At 44.2% G+C, this 19,418-nt stretch carries 19 protein-coding genes and 3 pseudogenes; 18 read left to right on the forward strand and 4 right to left on the reverse strand.

Annotated elements, in window-relative coordinates; translation table 11 throughout:
- Positions 1 to 38: 38 nt before the first annotated feature.
- The 3 genes from AB4486_RS09280 to AB4486_RS09290 all read left to right on the forward strand — a co-directional run bounded on the left by AB4486_RS09280 (position 39) and on the right by AB4486_RS09290 (position 2,017).
- Entirely contained in the window at positions 39 to 356 is a 318-nt protein-coding gene (locus tag AB4486_RS09280; protein ID WP_016799975.1) for a hypothetical protein, read from the forward strand.
- The gene (locus AB4486_RS09285; RefSeq protein WP_016799976.1) at positions 353 to 1,519 is read left to right on the forward strand and encodes a replication initiation protein; all 1,167 of its coding nucleotides are present in this window, start codon (positions 353 to 355) and stop codon (positions 1,517 to 1,519) included. Before AB4486_RS09280 ends, AB4486_RS09285 begins: the two co-directional genes overlap by 4 nt.
- A 267-nt stretch (positions 1,520 to 1,786) precedes the next feature.
- Entirely contained in the window at positions 1,787 to 2,017 is a 231-nt protein-coding gene (locus tag AB4486_RS09290; RefSeq protein WP_016799977.1) for a hypothetical protein, read from the forward strand.
- Between the two features lie 143 nt (positions 2,018 to 2,160).
- Here AB4486_RS09290 and AB4486_RS09295 read toward each other — a convergent pair whose 3' ends face one another.
- Complete coding sequence (locus AB4486_RS09295; protein ID WP_371958527.1) at positions 2,161 to 2,733, reverse strand: DUF2913 family protein; 573 nt, start codon at positions 2,731 to 2,733, stop codon at positions 2,161 to 2,163.
- A 233-nt stretch (positions 2,734 to 2,966) separates the two neighbouring features.
- On the opposite strand from AB4486_RS09295, the gene AB4486_RS09300 reads away from it, so the two are divergent.
- The 7 genes and pseudogenes from AB4486_RS09300 to AB4486_RS09330 all read left to right on the forward strand — a co-directional run bounded on the left by AB4486_RS09300 (position 2,967) and on the right by AB4486_RS09330 (position 6,781).
- Complete coding sequence (locus AB4486_RS09300) at positions 2,967 to 3,224, forward strand: type II toxin-antitoxin system Phd/YefM family antitoxin (protein ID WP_371958526.1); 258 nt, start codon at positions 2,967 to 2,969, stop codon at positions 3,222 to 3,224.
- Positions 3,212 to 3,444, forward strand: a pseudogene (locus AB4486_RS09305) (type II toxin-antitoxin system RelE/ParE family toxin). The gene AB4486_RS09300 and the pseudogene AB4486_RS09305 overlap by 13 nt, the downstream one beginning before the upstream one ends.
- 196 nt (positions 3,445 to 3,640) lie before the next feature.
- Positions 3,641 to 3,883: a hypothetical protein gene (locus tag AB4486_RS09310; protein ID WP_240700347.1), complete on the forward strand. Its 243-nt coding sequence runs from the start codon at positions 3,641 to 3,643 to the stop codon at positions 3,881 to 3,883.
- 464 nt (positions 3,884 to 4,347) lie between these two features.
- A complete protein-coding gene (locus AB4486_RS09315) occupies positions 4,348 to 5,121 on the forward strand; it encodes a ParA family protein (protein ID WP_016799981.1) in 774 nt (257 codons plus the stop codon).
- Between the two features lie 16 nt (positions 5,122 to 5,137).
- Positions 5,138 to 5,437 (forward strand): hypothetical protein, encoded by a 300-nt coding sequence (locus tag AB4486_RS09320; protein ID WP_016799982.1) that lies wholly within the window; start codon positions 5,138 to 5,140, stop codon positions 5,435 to 5,437.
- A gap of 508 nt (positions 5,438 to 5,945) precedes the next feature.
- Positions 5,946 to 6,455, forward strand: a complete 510-nt coding sequence (locus AB4486_RS09325; RefSeq protein ID WP_017059569.1) for a hypothetical protein — start codon at positions 5,946 to 5,948, stop codon at positions 6,453 to 6,455.
- An 8-nt stretch (positions 6,456 to 6,463) separates the two neighbouring features.
- Entirely contained in the window at positions 6,464 to 6,781 is a 318-nt protein-coding gene (locus AB4486_RS09330; protein WP_017059568.1) for a hypothetical protein, read from the forward strand.
- 21 nt (positions 6,782 to 6,802) lie between these two features.
- Here the strand turns inward: AB4486_RS09330 and AB4486_RS09335 are convergent, their stop codons facing one another.
- The gene (locus AB4486_RS09335) at positions 6,803 to 6,988 is read right to left on the reverse strand and encodes a hypothetical protein (RefSeq protein ID WP_305372561.1); all 186 of its coding nucleotides are present in this window, start codon (positions 6,986 to 6,988) and stop codon (positions 6,803 to 6,805) included.
- Between the two features lie 196 nt (positions 6,989 to 7,184).
- Here AB4486_RS09335 and radC point away from each other — a divergent pair, with 196 nt between their 5' ends.
- The 3 genes and pseudogenes from radC to AB4486_RS09350 form a co-directional block, all read left to right on the forward strand.
- Positions 7,185 to 7,670, forward strand: coding sequence for a DNA repair protein RadC (gene radC, locus AB4486_RS09340; protein WP_372117011.1), 486 nt, complete (start codon positions 7,185 to 7,187; stop codon positions 7,668 to 7,670).
- Between the two features lie 256 nt (positions 7,671 to 7,926).
- On the forward strand, positions 7,927 to 8,910 hold the full coding sequence (locus AB4486_RS09345) for a hypothetical protein (RefSeq protein WP_237297952.1): 984 nt from the start codon (positions 7,927 to 7,929) through the stop codon (positions 8,908 to 8,910).
- 149 nt (positions 8,911 to 9,059) lie between these two features.
- Positions 9,060 to 9,902: pseudogene (locus tag AB4486_RS09350) on the forward strand (Rpn family recombination-promoting nuclease/putative transposase); the annotation flags it as partial.
- Between the two features lie 90 nt (positions 9,903 to 9,992).
- Here the strand turns inward: AB4486_RS09350 and AB4486_RS09355 are convergent.
- A pseudogene (locus AB4486_RS09355) lies at positions 9,993 to 10,423 on the reverse strand (IS5/IS1182 family transposase); the annotation flags it as partial.
- 469 nt (positions 10,424 to 10,892) lie between these two features.
- On the opposite strand from AB4486_RS09355, the gene AB4486_RS09360 reads away from it, so the two are divergent.
- The 5 genes from AB4486_RS09360 to AB4486_RS09380 all read left to right on the forward strand — a co-directional run bounded on the left by AB4486_RS09360 (position 10,893) and on the right by AB4486_RS09380 (position 13,500).
- Complete coding sequence (locus tag AB4486_RS09360) at positions 10,893 to 11,249, forward strand: hypothetical protein (protein WP_372117013.1); 357 nt, start codon at positions 10,893 to 10,895, stop codon at positions 11,247 to 11,249.
- Positions 11,250 to 11,287: 38 nt separating this feature from the next.
- Positions 11,288 to 11,674 (forward strand): hypothetical protein, encoded by a 387-nt coding sequence (locus AB4486_RS09365; protein ID WP_016800255.1) that lies wholly within the window; start codon positions 11,288 to 11,290, stop codon positions 11,672 to 11,674.
- A gap of 78 nt (positions 11,675 to 11,752) precedes the next feature.
- Positions 11,753 to 12,088, forward strand: a complete 336-nt coding sequence (locus tag AB4486_RS09370; RefSeq protein WP_136977987.1) for a type I restriction endonuclease subunit M — start codon at positions 11,753 to 11,755, stop codon at positions 12,086 to 12,088.
- Positions 12,089 to 12,142: 54 nt separating this feature from the next.
- Positions 12,143 to 12,586: a lytic transglycosylase domain-containing protein gene (locus tag AB4486_RS09375; protein ID WP_372029501.1), complete on the forward strand. Its 444-nt coding sequence runs from the start codon at positions 12,143 to 12,145 to the stop codon at positions 12,584 to 12,586.
- Positions 12,587 to 13,140: 554 nt separating this feature from the next.
- Positions 13,141 to 13,500, forward strand: a complete 360-nt coding sequence (locus tag AB4486_RS09380) for a hypothetical protein (RefSeq protein ID WP_016800258.1) — start codon at positions 13,141 to 13,143, stop codon at positions 13,498 to 13,500.
- Positions 13,501 to 13,520: 20 nt separating this feature from the next.
- On the opposite strand, the gene traI is transcribed toward AB4486_RS09380, so the two are convergent.
- Positions 13,521 to 19,301, reverse strand: a complete 5,781-nt coding sequence (gene traI / locus AB4486_RS09385) for a conjugative transfer relaxase/helicase TraI (RefSeq protein WP_136977985.1) — start codon at positions 19,299 to 19,301, stop codon at positions 13,521 to 13,523.
- Positions 19,302 to 19,418 lie beyond the last annotated feature (117 nt).

Consider the following 19,418-nt stretch of genomic DNA (forward strand, 5'->3'; position numbering starts at 1 on the left):
TGCTCCCAAAGGAGAGCCTGTTAGCCAAGGAAAACGTGATGAATAATCATGAGTGGGCGGTCATAGGCGGTAAGGTGCTTCAAATAAGCCAAGAAGCGGTCTTCTATCTAGCGGTAGTGAGCGAAGACCAATGGCGTGATGCATTCCGCTGTCCTGTGAAAAGCGGGGTGAGGGGAAATGACGAACACTTAACAATTGAACGCCTGAATGGAAAGGATTCATCAGGTTCGACAGGCTTATTGGGCGCCACTAAGAGCGTCAACTCGGTCGTAACGTACGAGGCCTTGGAAAGGGTGTTTATCCAGAGCGAGTCAGGAAGTCAACGTGGACAAGGGACGGTGAGGGCGAGCCGATGACGGCTCATTCTGAATACGCTGCGTCTTCGTCTATGTCGTGTTTGAGCCGGTTGCTTGAGGAAGCGCCTTATTTGTCGAGGTGCAGTGACAACAAAACCGCGATGCTAATTCGACCTCGAAACTACGCCGTCAGATGGCCCTATATGCAGGTCAATCGAAAAGAGATGCAGGCGTGGATGGTTTTCGATATTGATCATGAACACCGAGCTTTCCCCAATCCCTACATTTGGCAAGATGAAGGGTTGCCGCCCCCCAATATGATTGTCCGAAACCGTACCAGTAATAAAGCCCACCTTTTTTATGCCATTGTACCGGTTTGCACCAGTGATCAGGCTCGCTCCAAACCCATTCAGTACCTCAAAGCCATTTATCGCGCGTTAGCCTTGCGATTGGAGGCGGACTTGAGTTATTCAGGGCCTGTTGCCAAAACGCCCTTTCATCCTTGGTGGCAGACAACCGAACTTCACCGCAGTGTCTATGAACTTAACGAGTTAGCGGATTCGCTTGAACTGGAGAGTACGCGGCCGTGGCTTCGTCAAGAGAGTGACGTTTCTTATTCCCGGAATTGTACTTTGTTTGAACGTACTCGCCGGTTCGCTTATGACATCGTCGACGAAGAAAGGGAAAAGGGCAGCTATACGAATTTTAAAGGCCGTGTAGAGAGCTTTGCACATATCAATAATGCCAATTTGGTGGGTAAGCCGTCTTTGCCATGCAGTGAGGTGTTAGCGGTGGTAAAAAGCGTCTCTCGTTGGACCTGGGATAAATATTGTGCTCGGTCAGACTGCCAGCGAGGTGTGATGAGGTTGGATAGTGGATTAAGTTTACAGGAAAGGCAGCGTAGAGCGGCCAGAAGAACTCATAACCTTCGTCGGACGAAGACCACTCGCCGAATTATCCGCGCCTGTCTGTTTCTGTTACGCAAAAATCAGGAGCTCACGATTGGTTTGGTGGCGCGTAAGGCGAACTTGTGTCGCCAGACCGTCAGTCGTTACGTCTATCTGTTTGAATGGGTCAAGTCTGCTTTATCCGAAAGTAGGCGAAATGGGCCAGAGCCTCGTGGTAATTATGCTGTTCATCAGATATCTGCCCCTATAACGTTAGAGAGGGCGGAGTATGAAGTAGGGAAAAAGAAGGCGGTGCTTGAGTCGGCTTTTCCTTGAGTTAAATAATAATGAGTAACTATCGACTAAAAACGAGGTCCCTTAGTAAATTCAATTATGGAGTTGAGACTAGGTTGCATTTATTGGACACCGGATCATCTCCTCTCTTACTTTTTGTCCGCGAGCTCCTTTTTAAAGACATGAAATGTGTTCTAAGGGTGAGTCGACATGACCCTGTTCAATGTGATTGATGTCTCAATTTGTTTAAATATGGATTCACCCGCTCCATATTGCTGTATATTTACACAGTAACTTAAGGGAGGAGTTATGTCTTTTAAAGATAAAGAGACACTGTCAACAGGAATTGAATTCATTGTTGAAGCCGTAGCGGTGAAGACGAATGGCCAAGATCATTCAGCGTTAGGCTTATATCTGATCAGCTTACTGTTAGAAGATCAAAAGATTGGCCTTGATTGTGATGAAAAAAGGACGGTAGTACCGCTTGGTAAATCGCGTACAACACATCTTGATTTGGGCTGGAAGTGCCCAACGTTTTAGATTTGGTTGTGTTAGTTGGCGCTTCATATAGCTGTGGGACAATTACTAAGGTACAGGATAGACAATTGATGGAAAAGTACAGGTAAGCACTCACAAGAGTCTTGGACCAGTTAAGGCTAAACAGTGTGTGATAAGCAGTATGGTTAGCTAATTGGGTGGACTTTGTAATGATAGTTATTCAACTCTTCACTTGCTTGGCACAACTCATATGTGAAATAAGGTTGGGTTGCTAAGCTCTTAGTGAATCTGTCTAATTCATTCGTATGTATAAACAGCGAAATGGGTGCAATCTGACGGTTTTCATTATCGAAGCAATGATCAATATGTGCTCTGTCGATATAAACAACGTCCATTTCCTGCTTAGGGGTCTCTTCAATAAGTTTTGTTTCTAATCCGCTCTTCTCAAAGCGTTCTAACAAGGCATAAAGCTTATCAACGTCGTTTTTGCTCTCTATCGCTGAATATTGAGATAAAACGCTTTCTAAGTGTTTTTCGATTGAGCCAAATTTACTCTTCATCAAACAAACAGTTTTAAGCTTTTTCTTGATAAGGCTATATCGAGCTTGTTTGATTTTTGGCTTTAAGAAGCCAATGATGATCTTGTTTCGTTGCTCTTCTTTAACAAAGTGACTGGAAGTTTTTACTTTGAAGTAAAGGTGAAGAAGAGTGTTTTCGAAGGTCGACTTAAGAAGTTGATGGTATGAATGTTCTGACATTGTTCACATCGATTATTTTCTGGTGAGGGTATCTTATCACAAGAATAGCAAGGCTCTAAGGCCGAAACCCAAGTGACGCCATTTGCTGTTTGTGTGTTGTTGAGTGAGTTTCCTACTCATAAGAAGCATGACTTAAGAGTGATTCTTAACGCTCAATATCTCTGCGCTAAACCTGGCACCTTGAAAGTGATACGACAGTATCACTTTATTACTCTTATTTTGGAGTTACTCTTATGAAAGTCGAGATCGTTACTTCCCTCAAGCGTCAAGCGTCCCAAATCCTAGCGGACTTACACGACACCAAAGAACCTGTGCTAATCACCGAACACGGTAAACCTTCTGCGTATTTGGTTGAGGTGGACGACTATCATTTTATGCAAAACCGTTTGGTTATCTTTGAAGGGATCGCATGTGGTGAGCGCGCCATTTCACAAGGCAAGTCCTTGAGTCAGGATGAAGCTAAGGACAAGATGTCAAAATGGCTGAAGTGATTTGGAGTGAGCCGCGTGATCGGACCTCAAGGATATCGCGAAATACATTGCCCTTGAATATCTGGTTGCGGCCAAGCAGATGATTCAAAATATTTTCGACAAAGTTGAACACCTCAATTACCGAGAAGTTGTGGTCAACCCTTGTCGTGTTTTTTGCAAGCAAGACGGGGACAAGGTGTACATCTTGTTTGTGATGCGCGCGGAGCAAGGTTTATGTTGATTTTTGTATGAGCAAACAGTCAAGCGTCTGTGCCACCTCTGATAAGCGGATGGTCTACATCCGTTAAGACTCGAGTATGGCGAAAAAGAAAAAGGAACGCCAATCTAGGCGCCTCGCCAAACCAGTACTTTCATGGACGGAGGTTAAACTGATCACCAGCCGACGACATCGTATCGAGGGCGCATTAAGCTTCAGGGTGTCGACCATCTCTAGACAACAAGTCTTACCCGAATACGAGCGTATTTGGGAACAAACCATCGTCGAAGAAGCTTACCAACAAGCGATGGGCGAGTTATTAGATCAGGGCGATGTCGTGTTAAGAGTAGAAGACTCAATGGGCTTCTCATTCATTATGGGTATTTTCTTTTGGGAACACCTTTCTACAAACAGCCGCAATGAACAGTGGGATTTCACTTCCATGACTCTGCCCAGTGGGTGACTCAATCTTGTCGTGGCGTTCAACCAGTTGGCGCTGCTCATCACGCCAGTAGGCAAAACTTAGCCATTCTTTGGGTTTAAATTCGCGTCTTTCTGGTGTGAGTCAGATAGCTCCAAATATCGATGGCGCGTCGGGACTTGATGAATCCGATTCATGCTTAAACAGTGTCCCCCGTCGTAGTCACAATATTTTCAATTTCAGAACTGACTTTGATTCTAGTGTTGGGATTAACTTAACCAAGAAGTTTTGGTTGGTGAGGAGCCTAATAACTTGATTCATACGGATAGTGATCTCGCGGCTGGTGTCACTTTCTTTAGGATTTTTAGTGTCTTGACATCATCGACTGGTAACGGGGGAATAACTTTAAGTGTTGATAGAAAAAGTGTATTACATATGTAATACATTGACAGTGTGCTTTTTGTTTTTTATTGTGTATTACACATGTAATACATGAGGTGTTTATTATGAAAACTAAGATCATCAGCGCGGCGAACCAAAAAGGTGGCGTTGGAAAAACCACGACTCTTGTCAATTTAGGGGCTGAGCTTGCACGAAAACGAAAAGTGTTAGTTATTGACCTCGATCCTCAAGGGAACTGCTCTAAAACGTTAACCGGACAACGTGATTTTAAGTTTGAAGAGACGGTGGCTGCTTTGTTTGATAAGCCTAAAGTTGTGTCCATTGTCGATTTAATTCAACCTGCACAGATTAATGGGAACTCTATTGAAAACCTCTATGTCGTTCCCGCTGATGTTCAGTTGTCACGTGTCATCGAAACATCACTGACAAAGATTAATCGTGAACGAATTTTAGAAAAGCAATTAGCGAAGTTAGGTGATACCTATGATTTCATTCTTCTTGATACTCCACCAAACTTATCCCTAACGACTCTTAACGCAATCCAGGCTTCAGACCTTATCTTGATCCCTGTAGATTCAGGTGCATTTTCATTAGACGGCATTAGCTCTTTACTCGAAGCTGTCTATGAAATTAAGGAGGATGAAGGCAATTATCTGATCTTGAGGAACGAGGTCGACTCAAGAAACACTATTATTAATGAGTTCATTGATGAGGAATTGGAGGTAGTACAAGATAAATTGCTACCAGTATCTGTCCGTCGTTCTGAGCATGTTGGACAAGCTAATGCCGTTTCCTCTCCTGTGCGCTTTTATAAATCGGGATCTCTTGTTAATAACGATTACCGAAAACTGGCTGCGTTTCTTTTGAATTTGATGTAATACATAGGTAATACATATGAGCAAGTTGAAAAAACGAGGAGCTATAACAGCTATCTCTACTGACAAGAACGAAGGTTCAAGTAAGTCGACTGGAATTACGACTGTCAAAAAGAAAGTGACGACATCTTATATGGTGCCTCCTCTGACTCTTAGAATGTCACTTACTGATAAAGAACGGATAACCGATTGGGTAGCAAATCTGCAAGAGCAGACAGAGAGAAATGTGTCTGCAGCGAAACTGTACCGAGCTTTGGCTTTATATCGAGACAAGATAGATGATGAAGAGCTCGTTGAGTTGATTAATAAAATGAATTGAATATGTATTACCTATGTAATACATATTTGCTTTTAAGGCTCTGTATCTATTTTAAGACATTTCATAGAGCCTTAGTTTGGACTTAACTTCTAGCACGGATGAACATGACACTTGAAGCGTCTTATTACCTGTTCTGGGCCTTCTCTCCTTGTAAAGACTAACACTTTAAACGTGTCTTTAATCATGACTCTTATCGTTGCCTTGGTTCCCCTGCAGCTAGGCCTTGTTTGAACCCCGTTATTGTCCTAAGAGTCATAGCGCCTTGTCGTTTCCTCCTCGTTGTTCTCTCTGTCTTCGAATAAGTTCGTGTAAGGGCTTGTTTTCTTATGCGCCGATTTTCTTTCACTCGCATCATTTTCGGGCATGCAGGCTGTTAACCGTTTCTCCCCACAACCTGCTTTACAAGGGAGGCTTCGCCGCTGCGCGCCCTTGCAAAGCAGAACGATGTTGAGAGAGCGGACAGCCAAGCGGCTCCGAAAAGTGATACTCAAACAGAAAGGAAACTCTCATGGCGCAACAAAACTCAACCCCAACTCTCTCTAATTCAAATTCATCGACCAGCGTTTCGCCGCTGGGGCACGAAAGCTCACCAAAAAATGATGTCTCTAGTCCTTTGGCGGTATTGAAGTTGCGCTCTCAAGTCAAAAAGTGTCGTGATGAGGCGAAAAGAAAGTCTGATTGGGTTTCCAAAATCCAGCGTTTGAAAATGTTCAGTCGTCGCCAGTCGCCAGAGCAGCAGGCTGATATCGCAGCGTTAAAAGACCAAGGGTTCGTTGAAGCTATCAAGCAGCAGTTTCCGCTATTGGGATCGCGTCGTTTTGCTTTCCATGAAATCCGTGATTTTTTCATCGAATTAAATGGTGCTGGCTTTGGTGAATGGTTTCTTCACGAGCGAGTGGATCACATCATTCTTTACACCACTTACGGTTCTGTGTTTCCCGCGTTGCGCTTTGTGACAACGGGAGAGGGGACGTTTAAGTGCTCAGGGTTTTGTTTTGATGTGCGTTTTGGCGCTTAGGGGGTCACATGAAAGTGCGTTCTACAGTATCCGCTGACATATCCATGCACGTGATTTGGGTGAATTCGACCGACTTTGATTCCACCGTAAAGGCCGTCAAGGTTCATGAAATTTTGGTGAATGAGTTTGGGTATACCGACGCCTTAATACTAGAGCAAGGCAACCGAGGCAAGGGGGTGAGTATCAGTGTGTGTGACCTGACTACCACCATTAAACAGATGCGAGAAGACTACGGCTACGCAAAGAAAGCAGAAAGGACGATAGGAACAACCTCTGAGCATCGCACGTCGGCTAAGGCTTTACTCTCTTGTCTGTATGACGACTAAAGTCGGCAGATGCGTGACGGCTCAAATACTCATCAGATCATCAATCTGTCTGAATTTTGTTTCGATATTCCAACTGTTTGCGGTATTCAAGCGGTTCGTGTTTATAGACGAGCAACGCCCTGTTCGGTCTTGTCCTAAGTAGCCAAGGTTATCGAGTGGCGCAAGTCGAGTAACCAGCAGGGCGCTCTCTTGGTGGGGAAGGGACATTTCTACCTGGGCGACGTACTTTGGGTTGAGATATTGGCTTAGGCTGTCCTTTTGGCTTGTTGTCGCGACTTCCTTTAAACCGTCCCATTTGAGAACCCTCACGCAAGGGAGGCTTCGCCGCTGCGCGCCCTTGCGCTGCAGAACCTGCAACTGGGTACGGACAGTCAGACGCTCACCAAGACCGAAAGGAAATACCATGTCAGCACTTGTTCAATACTCAAATGTTTCGTTATTCACATCAGAAGAAAAGGGCACCCTTGACCAGGCCGTAAGCATTCTCAAATCCAAACTGTTTATTTCAGAACAAACGCCATTAACCTCGCCTGAATTGGTGAAATCGTTCTGCCAAACGTCCTTGGCCGCTTGTGAGTCTGAAGTGTTTGGGATTATCTTCCTCGATAATCAACATCGAGTGTTGCGCACCAAAGAGATGTTCTACGGTACCGTTAATGCCGCTTCGGTCTATCCGCGTGAAGTCGTGAAAGCGTCGCTGGCCGCGAACGCGAGTGCGGTTATTCTCTATCATAACCACCCAAGTGGCGACGCCACCCCAAGTCAAGCTGACCGACGCATTACCCGTCAACTGACGGATGCGTTGGCATTGGTTGATATCCGAGTACTGGATCACTTTGTGGTTTCATTTGAGTGTGTGGTGTCTTTTTCTGAGCGAGGCTGGATTTAAAAAAGCGGCTTATGGCCGCTGATTGAAACAGGGTAGGAGACTACCCTTTAACACATTTTTGGACATTTCTAAGTTACGAAGTGCTATCTGTGAAAGAACGGAGTAGAAGTCCATTTACTTAAAATCACACATCGTTTACGTTCATTTACAGTACATAGCCTAATATATGTCCCAACTATTTAAGTAGCTCAACATATTGATTTGTTGAGGCTAAAAACTACACTTAAACTTCATACTTACTACTGGATTTTTATTTATGGTTACTACAAATAATCAAGTATTCGCTCTTTCGTCTATTGCCTTACTGTTGGCTGGCTGCTCTCCATCCTCCGACCTAACAGTAAGCGGAACCACTAGTGACTACAAAGGTTCAGCTAGCATTACCCAAGGTCTTGCAAAAACAGTAGAAGCGAATCTTTTTGAGTGTGCGAATGGTCGAAGTCGTGTTGCAGGCATCGGTGAAATTGCTGACGCTGATGGAAAAGTGTGGACAGTCCCTGCTCAAAACCATTTCACAACTGCGCCAAAAGCGGTCGATCTTTATGAAGAGTGCTCTAACATCGCACCCGAAAGCATAGCCGATGTGGATGAAGACTCTGTCCCTGTGGCTATTATTGATTCAGATGGTAAAGAGATCACTGGTTACATCTTTGCTGACAACTATTTTGAGTTATATATTAATGGTCAGCTCGTTGCAGTAGATACAGTACCTTTTACACCGTTTAACTCTAGTATCGTAAAGTTTAAGGTAAATAAGCCATACACTATTGCCGTAAAAGTAATCGATTGGGAAGAAAACTTAGGTTTAGGTACAGAAGATAACCGAGGCAAGGCATACCACCCAGGTGATGGTGGCTTTATCGCAAGCTTTAGTGACGGTACTGTGACGGGTTCCGACTGGCAAGCACAGACATTTTATACTGCACCAATCTATGATTTAAGTTGCCTGAGTGAAGTTGATGGTAAGCGATTATCGGAGAACTGTACAACACAAGGTACAGATAATGGTGAAAATGCTTATGCTGCTCACTGGGAGACTCCAAGTAACTGGATGGCAGAAGATTTTGACGCAATTTCATGGCCACAAGCGACTGAATACTCAGAAGATGAAATTGGTGTGAATAATAAGAAATCTTACATGAATTTTATTGAAAAATTCAGCGGTGCTGGAGCAAGCTTCATTTGGTCAACAAATGTTGTATTAGATAATGAAGTTCTACTTAGGTACGAAGTGAAATAGCGTTACCCTCTCACCCTCAAAAAGCAGTTATGTCTAAACTGAACAGATATAGCTGCTTATCTTTCTTTGTTACATCTACAACCTACTTCCCTAACGAGCTTTGGGGCAAAGATTACTTAGAGTAAATGAACTAAATTGATGTGTAGAAAGAAACCAACATGGTGCAGAATTTTTATCATGGTACTGATTTGACGACCTTAAAGCTCGAATCAGGCAGCTTTATAGAAGAAAACTTACGGCCTTACTATTCGGATGTCCTTTATTCTCTTAAAACGTCTCAGGGGGAAGGGTACGTCTATGCGTTAATCGAGCACCAGAGTCGGCCAGATAAACACATGGCGTTCAGACTGATGCGTTACGCTATCGCTGCCATGCAACAGCATATTGAAGCGGGTCATGAGCATTTACCCTTGGTGATCCCTTTGCAGTTTTACCATGGCCAAGTCTCGCCCTACCCATATGAGATGAATTGGTTAAAAGGTTTTGCTAACCCTAAGATGGCTAAGGCTCTCTATACTCAAGATTTTCCATTGGTCGATGTCACTGTTATCTCCGATGATGAGATAATGCAACATCGCCGTATCGCGTTACTTGAACTTGTACAAAAGCACGCTAGGCATCGCGATATCATGGATTTCCTTGAGCCTCTGGTCACATTGCTCTTAACCGATTACACTACAGATAAGCAAGTACAGTCATTGATGAGCTACCTACTCCAAGTGGGTGAAACAAGTAACCTAGAAGCGTTAATTACGTCACTGGTCTCATCAGTACCGAAACACGAGGAAACACTTATGACTATTGCAGAACAATTGCGCCAACAAGGCGAGCAACGTGGCCGCCAAGAAGGTATACAATTAGGTGAGGAAAAAGGCCGCCAAGAAGCGCTCAAGGATATGGCGCGTAAGATGCTGCTTAATGGTCTAGATCAACAAACCATTATGGATGTCACGGGATTGAATACAGACGAACTCGCACAACTTTCTCATTAGCTGCTCAAGCATAAAGGGTTGTGTGGCAAAGTGGTGGTGTTGATAAAATCTGCCTGGAGATAAAGCTACATCGTCTATGGCTAACCGTTGGCTTCTAACTGGCATAGCCAGAGCTATAATTTTTGTTTGTAGTTTTGACATTTACTATCATTTCACCTATCTGAGCGTTGTAGTATTTCAAACTCGTTTTACCGCTCGTTAGCGCCTTTTCCGCTTCATTTATTGCTCCACTCTCTTCCCAAAGCATTACCTTCTTTCGAGGTGAATTTCAGTGAGGGACAACCTTTCTTTTTTAGAGGCTCATGGCACAACAAAACTGACTTCCGCACTCATGGTTTCGGGTGTATCGACATGAACAGCCAAGTGCAGCTTTTGCCATGCTCTGCGTTTCTTTGCATCAAGCTTTTTCACTTTCCACTCTCCCTGACCAAAAAGATGGAGGCTAATTGAGTTAATGGCTAGACGGCGAATAGCCCTTTAGATTTATTGTGATATTTGACTTGAACCGCGTTCGAACACTTACCCTTGAAGATTGAGTACGGACGGTTCTTTTTCTAACGCCAATCAATCTATAAAGTACGTATTAAACTTAAATATTGGGCGTTCTCCCTTCGGTCGGCTCATTCCGTCGCTTCACTCCTCTCGCGATAACTTATGGCACTGTTATCGAGCAAGCTCGATGTGACATTAAGTTACTGCGAACAATCACCCAACGCCTCCGCTACTGCGTAGCTGCGCTTCGTCGTGCCTCCTTATTGCCTTTCACTGGCTTCAATTAAGTTCGAGTAAGGGCTTGTTTTCTTATGTGCCGATTTTCCTTTCGACTCGCATCATTGGATGGCGCTCGCAGACTGTTCACCATCTTCAATCAGAACCTTCTCTGCAAGGGTTAATAAACGCTTCGCGCCCCTGCAGAGAAGAACCCTGTTTGAGATCTGGACAGCCAAGCGGCTCCATAAAAGTGATACTCAAACAGAAAGGAAACTTGTCATGGCACAACAAAACTCAACCCCAACTCTCTCTACATTGACGCTTAGCGACCAGCGTTTCGCCGCTGGGCACGAAAGCTCACCAAAAAATGATATCTCTTTACTGCGTATTCCTCAGCGTACAGAGGGAGAAGAGCACGGCTTTTCTCTTACGCCGTGTAGCGACATTGCCTTAGCTGAACTCAAAATTGCAGGATTTACTTTGCGTGATTCTAAGTTCTACCCATCCACTCTGGCTGAGGTTGAGAAGAGTATCTTACACCACTTTAAAATAGGGGACTTAACTGACAATTTTATTGTGAAGGATGTATCAACCCCTTCGAGAGCCCTCTTTTCGTTTCACCGTTGCCCGTTTTAATTACTGGGATATTTTTGTATTAACGTCAGGAGTAAGTCATGAAATATCTCTCTCACTATATTCAAGCCAAACAAACGCAAGCATTTAATGAGGCGGGGGCGTTCTTTGCTTTTTCTAATAAGCAGTTCGATGGAGCAAAAAAAGAGGGCGTGAAATATGCGTCGTTAGGTATGGGTTTAATTTGCCCTGTTGATAATGCGAAGCAATTAATGACCCGTTTAGATTCTATTGCTCAAGAAGGGATCGCCGAAGACATCGAAGAGAATGGTAAAAAAGCGATCATTCGCCGTGAGCTATTCAATCACGAGTGTTTCTATACCAATGACATTTGTGATTGTGTCGAAAAGCTCGAAGAGTATGGCATTTCTTACGATGAAGTGTATGAGGTGTTTAATCACATTCGTAAAACGGAAGACGTTTATTAAACGCTAAAAGTAAAGCGCCTTGATATTTGCTGTATCAAATATCAAGGCAAATTCAATTTAAATACAGGGGTAAATAAAATGAACATTAAAAATTTTACATCAGGTAACGAAGAAACAAAAGAAAAAAATTATGTTTGTACGGCTGTGCAGTTTGATCTTGGCAAAGTTGTTTGTACACAAGGCATTGCTGAACTGCTAAATAACAATATTGGTGTGAATTTACCGATTTACTTACATCGTCACCAAAATGGTGATTGGGGAAACATCTGTGTTGAAGATAAACTTACCAATGACGAAGCCACCAAGACAGGCGAGCGGGTTTTATCCAGTTACACCATTTGTAATGAACAAGTCTGGATAATTACCGAGCGTGATCGTAGTTGCACTACGATTTTACTCCCTAATGAATATTGATGACGTCAATTCACGCGATATAATGGAGTTCCTTTGGACTCCATTTTTTAGCTTATGAAAAAACTAATCTTATTTTTGTCGGTCTTTCCAAGTGTCGGGTATTCGTTTTGTTTTGATGAAGCAGGACAACATTATAATGTTGATCCAGATTTGCTGCGATCGATAGCACAAGTTGAAAGCAGTCTTGATCCTAATGCTTATAACGAAAACAAAAATAAAAAAGGTCAAGTAACCAGTCGTGATTTTGGACTCATGCAAATTAACTCTAGTTGGTTTCCTCGACTGGTTGAATTTAATGTCAATGAAACCAATGTCTACGAACCTTGTTTTAATGTTTCATTAGGTGCGTGGGTATTAAGCTCTAACTTTGCCAGCCATGGTTATAACTGGAATAGCGTAGGCGCTTATAATGCAGGATTTCTTAAACGTACCGAAAGCGCTAGAAAAATATACATCAAAAAAGTTCAAAAAGTCTATTATCAGTCGCCATTAAAATAACCTTTCTTGCACCATGACGGTGCATAGATAGTTGTGTCACGATCTTCTTTTTCCGTTTTACATTCCTTCCCTAATGGTCTCAATCACCCTAGATTCAATCGCCAACGGTTCGGCTTTTGAGCTCGACGTTCCTAAAACACCCCCCAAGAAAACAAACTAGATGCAGACTCATTGGAGGTCATTGTTACCGCTTGGGAATCATCCACACCCTACGGCGCATTGAAATCAATGCAAATGGTTGTCTGTGAAAAACATAAAGATAATAAAAACAAAAAGTTAAAGATATAATAGTCGCTTAAAGTAACGTGGAAAAAATTTCAGAAATTACACTAATTAGCCGATTAAATTTCAATGGATAAATATATTTTTTCAATGATTATTAATTGATCCCTTATAGGTAAAGCGATGAGAGCGTTTTCAAGGTCCTTTAATTGGAAATCATTGAATGTTGATTGAGCCCTTTATTGACAATGCTTGAAGGGTCTTTTATAAAATTAATTGATTGAAATTTCATTTGAATAACAATGCTTTTAATTGGGATTGAGGAGGGCAATATGACACGTTCTTATCCGCTACAAAGTTCTTTACGTGGAAAGTTAGCGCAAGATTTTAAGACGTTTAGGGATAAGGAAGCATTAAGTGATGCAGAGGCCACACGCCAACTTTTGATGTTGGCACTGCGCATCAAACTCAATGACAGTGAGGATGATAGTCCATCGAACCGTGCGTTGATGGAAGAGATTTATCGTGTCGTTCGTGGCTCATCTGCGATCACTGATGTGGTTCATGGACAAACCTTTGATGGTGAAAAATTATTCCGACAACAAAAAGAATCCAAACCCTTTAGGCAACAGGTGAAATCTGATATCGATAATAAAGTCGATGAGTTTCTGGCAGGCAAAAAAAAAGGGTAGTCCATTGGACACCCCTTTTTCTACCGCTCTAACTCTCTATCTAGTTTATTATCTTGGTCATTGTTGTTGTCACGCTCCTGATTAAAATCAAACGTTTTTTGAGGGGAGGGTTCTTTGCTGTCGAAGTGTTCAAGCTCTTTATCTTTGATTTCTTTTGTGTGTTGATTAATATCAGTGTCCGGCTCGTTGGTTAATGAATCATGGTCTTGAGTGGGTGTGTCGAATTCCTCTTTTTGTTGATGCGTTTGTTGATGGTATTGTTCAATACCCTGTTTAATTTCCTCAAGCATATCGTCAGGTGAAACAAACTGAATATTTCTCCCTGAAAAGTTGGCCATGATTTTTTCAACGTTGTTGGGATTTAAATCAGTATTTCCTTGACTCAGTACAATCACAATGTTCTGTCTGAGTTCATCGGTGGAGATATTCTGAATGTCATTCTTATGATTGACATTGATAATGTCGTATTGGCCTTGATGCGCTTGATTAATAATAAAAGCATTCTCGATTGAGGTACTGATGATGGTGGTGTGCAAATCACTGCCTTGATGGAATCGCGTTATTTGTTTGGATTTCGTGCCTAATATCCTTGGGTTGATATCGAGTGCCGGATCTTTATTTCCTTGCCCGTCTAAATAAGTCACTTCAATCGCTTTTGTTTCTCCTTTTTTATCGTGAATGTTAGTTATCATTGCCGAGTGAAATGTCTGGTCCTCCGAGGAGTACACTGCTTGATGAAAATGAACATGGTCACTCTTAGGGTGTTCAATACCTAATTTATTGAGGTAAGTTTCGGCTAATGTGCCTGTGAGTGGCTGACTGGTTTGTATATATTCTTTCGCTCTCTCTTCAAATTGTGCCATGTGTTTTGGCGTAGTAGTCAGTAATTGTTCATGTTTAGGGTTGGCGGTGAGTTGGTATTTATTAGGATCATTAAGGATGTTGTGGGCTTCTTTCATTGCCTCCTTATAATTTATTTCCTTATGACTCATCATCAAATTGATTAATGAGCCTTTTTCACCGGTGGTATAGTCTTTAAAATACCCTCGATATTCCCCCGTTAATGACACTTTTAGAGCCGATTTACCGATACCAAAGGTTAAATAGTCACGGTCTGATTTAGATGGGTTCGGTTGTCCCAATAGGTTGATGGCTAAGCTTTCGGTGTATTTAGGGAGCGCTTGGTTGATGTGTTCTTTAAATTGGTTGTAGTCAAAATCTCCGTTTCTATTTTGATAACGTACGTCTTCATGAGGCAGAGCTTTGTCATTAAAGTAAGGGGTACTGTGTGGTGCAATGTTTTCGATGGTTTCAATGGCACTGTGTTTATTGACCTCTTTTGATAACCAGCTCTTCATCATCTGTTTTGGGTTATCGGTAAAAAGTTTGACATGAGTGCTCGCTCGGCTCAAATCGATGTAAGCGCGTCTTAAGTTCGTCAGTGCGCCTTTGCCTTTGAGAGTGGTAATGACGTACTGATACGTCGCTCCTTGCGCCATGTCCGCAGTTCTGGTGTAAGCGTAATCCCAATGCCCATCTTTGAGTTGGTTTGGATTGAGGTTTAACGTTTGCCCTTCTTTCGAAAGCGCGGTGATTTCTTCCTTGGTGGCACGGCTGATGGTGTATTCCACATTGGCTTTAATGCCTCGCGCTTTGTCGGTAAAGCGGGTCATGATTTTATCACCGGTTGAAAGCGGCTTTTCTGATTGAGCGAAGAGTGACGTGTATTTGTGGTCTTTGTTGCGTGGCAAAAACGGTTTTGTCTTACCTGTATTCACGTCTTGAAGTGTCACCACTCCGTGCTCCGAATCAATGTGGGTAATGATGTCGTACTCTCCTTGCTTGGTGCTTAAAATGAGCCCTTTCTGATAAGGCATCATGGTGGCTAACTCTTCTTTGCTATCACCTGTAGAGCGCAATCGGGTGGTGATGATGTTCTCTTGGCCTATCTCTTGTGTTTTCATCAGTCCGACACGAATGTGCTCAGTGATGTGGTCACGCTCATTATTCGTGTAAGCAATGATAAGCGTGTTTTCTCGCGTTTCGGGCGTACGGGCAAGGTAGTCCTGTGCTACAGCGTAAGGCAGCTTTTCGGTGGCAATAAGCTGTGCTTTGCTTTGGTCTTTCGCACTCTCATCGAGGGTGGAGATAATATGTTGCGTGCTACCGTGTGTATCAGGGCTTTGCTGAGAGAGTTTATCGAGGGCGCTGTGTGGCTGCTTATCCACAATGTTGTGTACGGCACCAAGCAGTATTTCATTCTTCTGACGAATGATGTCGGTCATAAAAGCCGTATCGATGAGTCCTTGTCTCATGCTCAATTCAAACGGTTTACCGGCATTAAGAGAAAGCAGCTGCTCTTTATCCCCAAGTAAGGTGGCTTTGGAGCCGCTTTGTAATACAAGGTCGGTGAGCTCTTTGGCTTGTTGGTTGCTGACCATGGAGCTTTCATCGAGGAAGAACAGCGTGTTTTTGTAGTCCTCTGGTAAGGTGATGCCACGTCTTAGGTCGGTCAGTAAGCTTTCCAGCGTTTGCGCTTGTATCCCTTTGCTTTCCAGTTCGCTGACGGCGGCGTGCGTTGGTGCAATACCTATGATTTGTGAAGGTGAGTGTTTACTGGCTTGGCTAGCGTGTTGAATCAATTCAATGTTGGATTCGAGTAGGGTGGATTTACCGGTGCCCGCTAAACCTTGCACGGCCACAAAACTGTCTTTGGTCGTTGAGATAAGGGTGATGCCGTCCTTTTGCCCTTGGGTAAGGCGAGGCTGTGCATCGAGATAATCTCTGACTTGTCTGTGGGTGGCAAACGGCTTGTGTTGATTTTTCCCTTGCTCAATGTTCCGCAAAATGTGCTTTTCGGTATCGAGCGCCGCTTGGGTGGTCCAGCGTGTGCCGTCGCTGTATTCGGCAGAGAGGGTGTCACTGCGCTTGGCGAGCTCTGTTTCAATTTGATCTTTGATTATCGGTTGATTGGCCTCTTCAAAAGCGTAACGGATCGCTTCGACGACTAACTCTTTTTGTGTAAACGCCGCTTCTTTTTCAGAAAGATGACTCAGGGCAAAGTTCAACGCTTTCTCTTGCAGTGGTGAATTTTGCTCTTTGTTTAAGAGGGTGAGGGCTTGCTGGATGTCGCTTTTGACGGTGATGGCGGTGGTGTCAGTCAGGTAGCGGTCGTTGACGCTTTGAGTGTGCATCACTCGCTCGATGGCAGAAAGCTTCACTTCGCTTTTCTCAAGCGCGGCCTGGGCTTTATCGGGGTTGTCGGTAAACACATCGATGCGCGCGCTTTTCTCGGTCAGATCATGGAAGAGCGCTTTGGAGAGCGTAAAGGCTTTGCCTGAAATGAGAGTGTGCGGCCTTGGTTCGATATGACTGGCGGAATGCACATAGTCGTATTTTAGTGGTGCGTCTTTCAGGGCTTCAGCGGGGATGGTTTTCGATTCGCCTTGCGTGTCCGTTAACGTCAGGGTTTCTTTAGATAATCCTGTGACCACGTAACGTTCATTGGCGTTCAACCCAGATGGAAAGTGCTTACTGGTGGTTATGAGGCGTTCACCTTGGTTAACTTGCAACGATTCAGGTTTAAAGACCTGCATGTTGAGGGCTTTGAACTCGGTGGAAGCGGGATCGAGGGTGTATTCTTTTCCATCGGTTTTGCTGAGTACATGGACTCGATTGTTTGTCTTATCCGATGTGGAAACCACTAACTCTTGAGGTTTTCCGTCTTCCCAATGGCGAAGGGTCATGCCCGGCTTGTAGTGTTGCGCTAACTCCTGTTGGGGTTTAGACAAATAATGAGGTTGCTGAGTCAACAAGGTGATGCCGCTGCGGGCAAGTTGACCCTGGTTCTGTAGAGAGGTCCGGATCGCGTCCGTCAATCGTCGTTGTTCAACGTGAGAAGTCGCCAGCACTTGTGTGTCTTCTTTGTTTGATAAGTAGGTATAAGCTCTGGCGAGGGTGCGCGTATCACTGTCGTGCAAGGCAACCTTACTGTCTATCTGTTTGCTGTCTACCCAAGAGTGCGAGACGACGTTGCCTTTGCGGTAAAGCTCGATGGCGTTATAGGCTTTAAAACCTTGGCGACTGGACGTGTTGTTCAGCAAGATGACTTTGCTCCCCGATCCCTTAGCTTTTGCGTTTAAAGCGATCAACTCATTCGCGCTCATTTTGTGGGCGCTGTCGACGAGAAGGACATCTTTGTTGGTCATTGGTAGGTCGGAGTGCAACAAACTATGGACAGAGTGACGATGCTCTTCTTGAAACCGGTGTTTTATCCAGGCTGCGACCGTATGACTTTCACGTTGGATGGTTTGGCTATGACGGTGTTTGTCTTTGGCGTTTTGTGACACTAAGTGGACACGTTTACCGACATGGTTGCCGACGTTCAATAGGTTTTGCGCGATTTGCTCACTGTTGCCAAACACATTGACCACATGAAACTGTTTGGTGGACTGGTAAATGTCCGCCACCTTTTGGCAGTTGCCTTGAGTGAGGGTCAGTTTATCTAACGTAGCGTCATTGACGGGAGTACGCATATGGTGCGTACGCCCTTTGCTGGCCGTCATTAACGCTTGTTCGGTTTTCAGCATGGTTTGAGTGGTGTATTGACCTTTCATGGAAAGGGGGAGAAGCGCCCCGTCTTTCACCCATTGGTCTGCGACCACTTTAAGGTCGATTGCATTGGCTTGTACGCCGCCCTTGGTAAACTCGGCCGCGGCTAATTCTATGATCTTTTGCAGTTTTAGTGCCGTGTTGTATTGCCCCAAGTGTTCAACGGCGCGACTAAACGCGTCTTTAGCGATTTGTTCAGGGTGATGCTCTTGTTGAGCGATGCCGAGGGCGTTTTTAACCAAGTCTTTGGGCTGATAGCCTTTGTTGCACACCGTTTGTTGCCAGCGAGTATTGAGCTCGGCCTCACTTTCGTAGGTTTTGGCTTTGCGAGTATCGAGTGCGGCTACATCTTTTGCCGCTTGCGTCCCCCCAAAATCTAAGGCTTGTTGGTCGAGCTGTTGTTTGCGAGTAGAAAACGTATCAAGGAGGATTTGAGGGAGGCCTTTGGCTTCAAATTGGCCGTTACCCAATCCTTGCATTTGATAACCCATTTGTTCGCTCTCTTTGGCAAGCTGACTCTGGTAAAGAGCGGTGTAGTACTTTTGGAAGTGGTAAATGCGCTCGCCTGTTCCATTGATGACGCCGCCTTTTTGTTTGAGAGAAGAGGCGAGTGTACGCAGTTGCCCTTCTTTGTCGCGCGTCATGTTTGCCGTCAAAGCGTGGGAATGGAGTTGTGGGTCGTTTTCACGACTGGTTTTATGGCGCACGACCGCAAAGGCCATGGATTCGGTATTGATGAACTCACGAGCGCCTTCGTCATTGATGTGCGTGGCTTGTGCTACGTCTTTTTCTAATTGCGAGAGCGCGAATTTGACCGCCGTGTTATGCGCATCGATTAAACGTGTGTCACCCCCGACGAGAGCAAGTACACTGACCGATTTTGGCGCAGAAAAGGTTAGGTCAAACCCCGATTTATGATCGTCGCGTTTGCCTTTGATGGTTTCATGGCCTAGGTGTCCAGATAAAACGGACTCTAACGTTTTTTGGTCAACCGGTTTACCGAGTAGGCCTGCTTCTTCGGCTAACTGACCATGCCAAAAGGTGTTTTCATTGGTACTGTTTTCTTTGAGGTAGTAGTTGTCGTTGCTGTCTTTTTCGAGAGAAATGTCAGGGGTCTCTTGGGTGTTTTCTTCGTTTAAGTAATACTTGGCGGCGCCAGAGGCGGATTTAAGAGGGCTAATGGACATCATAAGGTGTTCTCCTTTTTTTGGGGCGCAGCAAAGCCGCCACGTCAGCGGAATGCCGGTGAGTTGGGTGTGGTACGAATGGGTTAGCGGACGGCGTTGATGTGAATGAAAGGGTGGTAA

This window comes from Vibrio sp. 10N.222.55.C6 (assembly GCF_041473395.1).
GTDB lineage: Bacteria > Pseudomonadota > Gammaproteobacteria > Enterobacterales > Vibrionaceae > Vibrio > Vibrio crassostreae_C.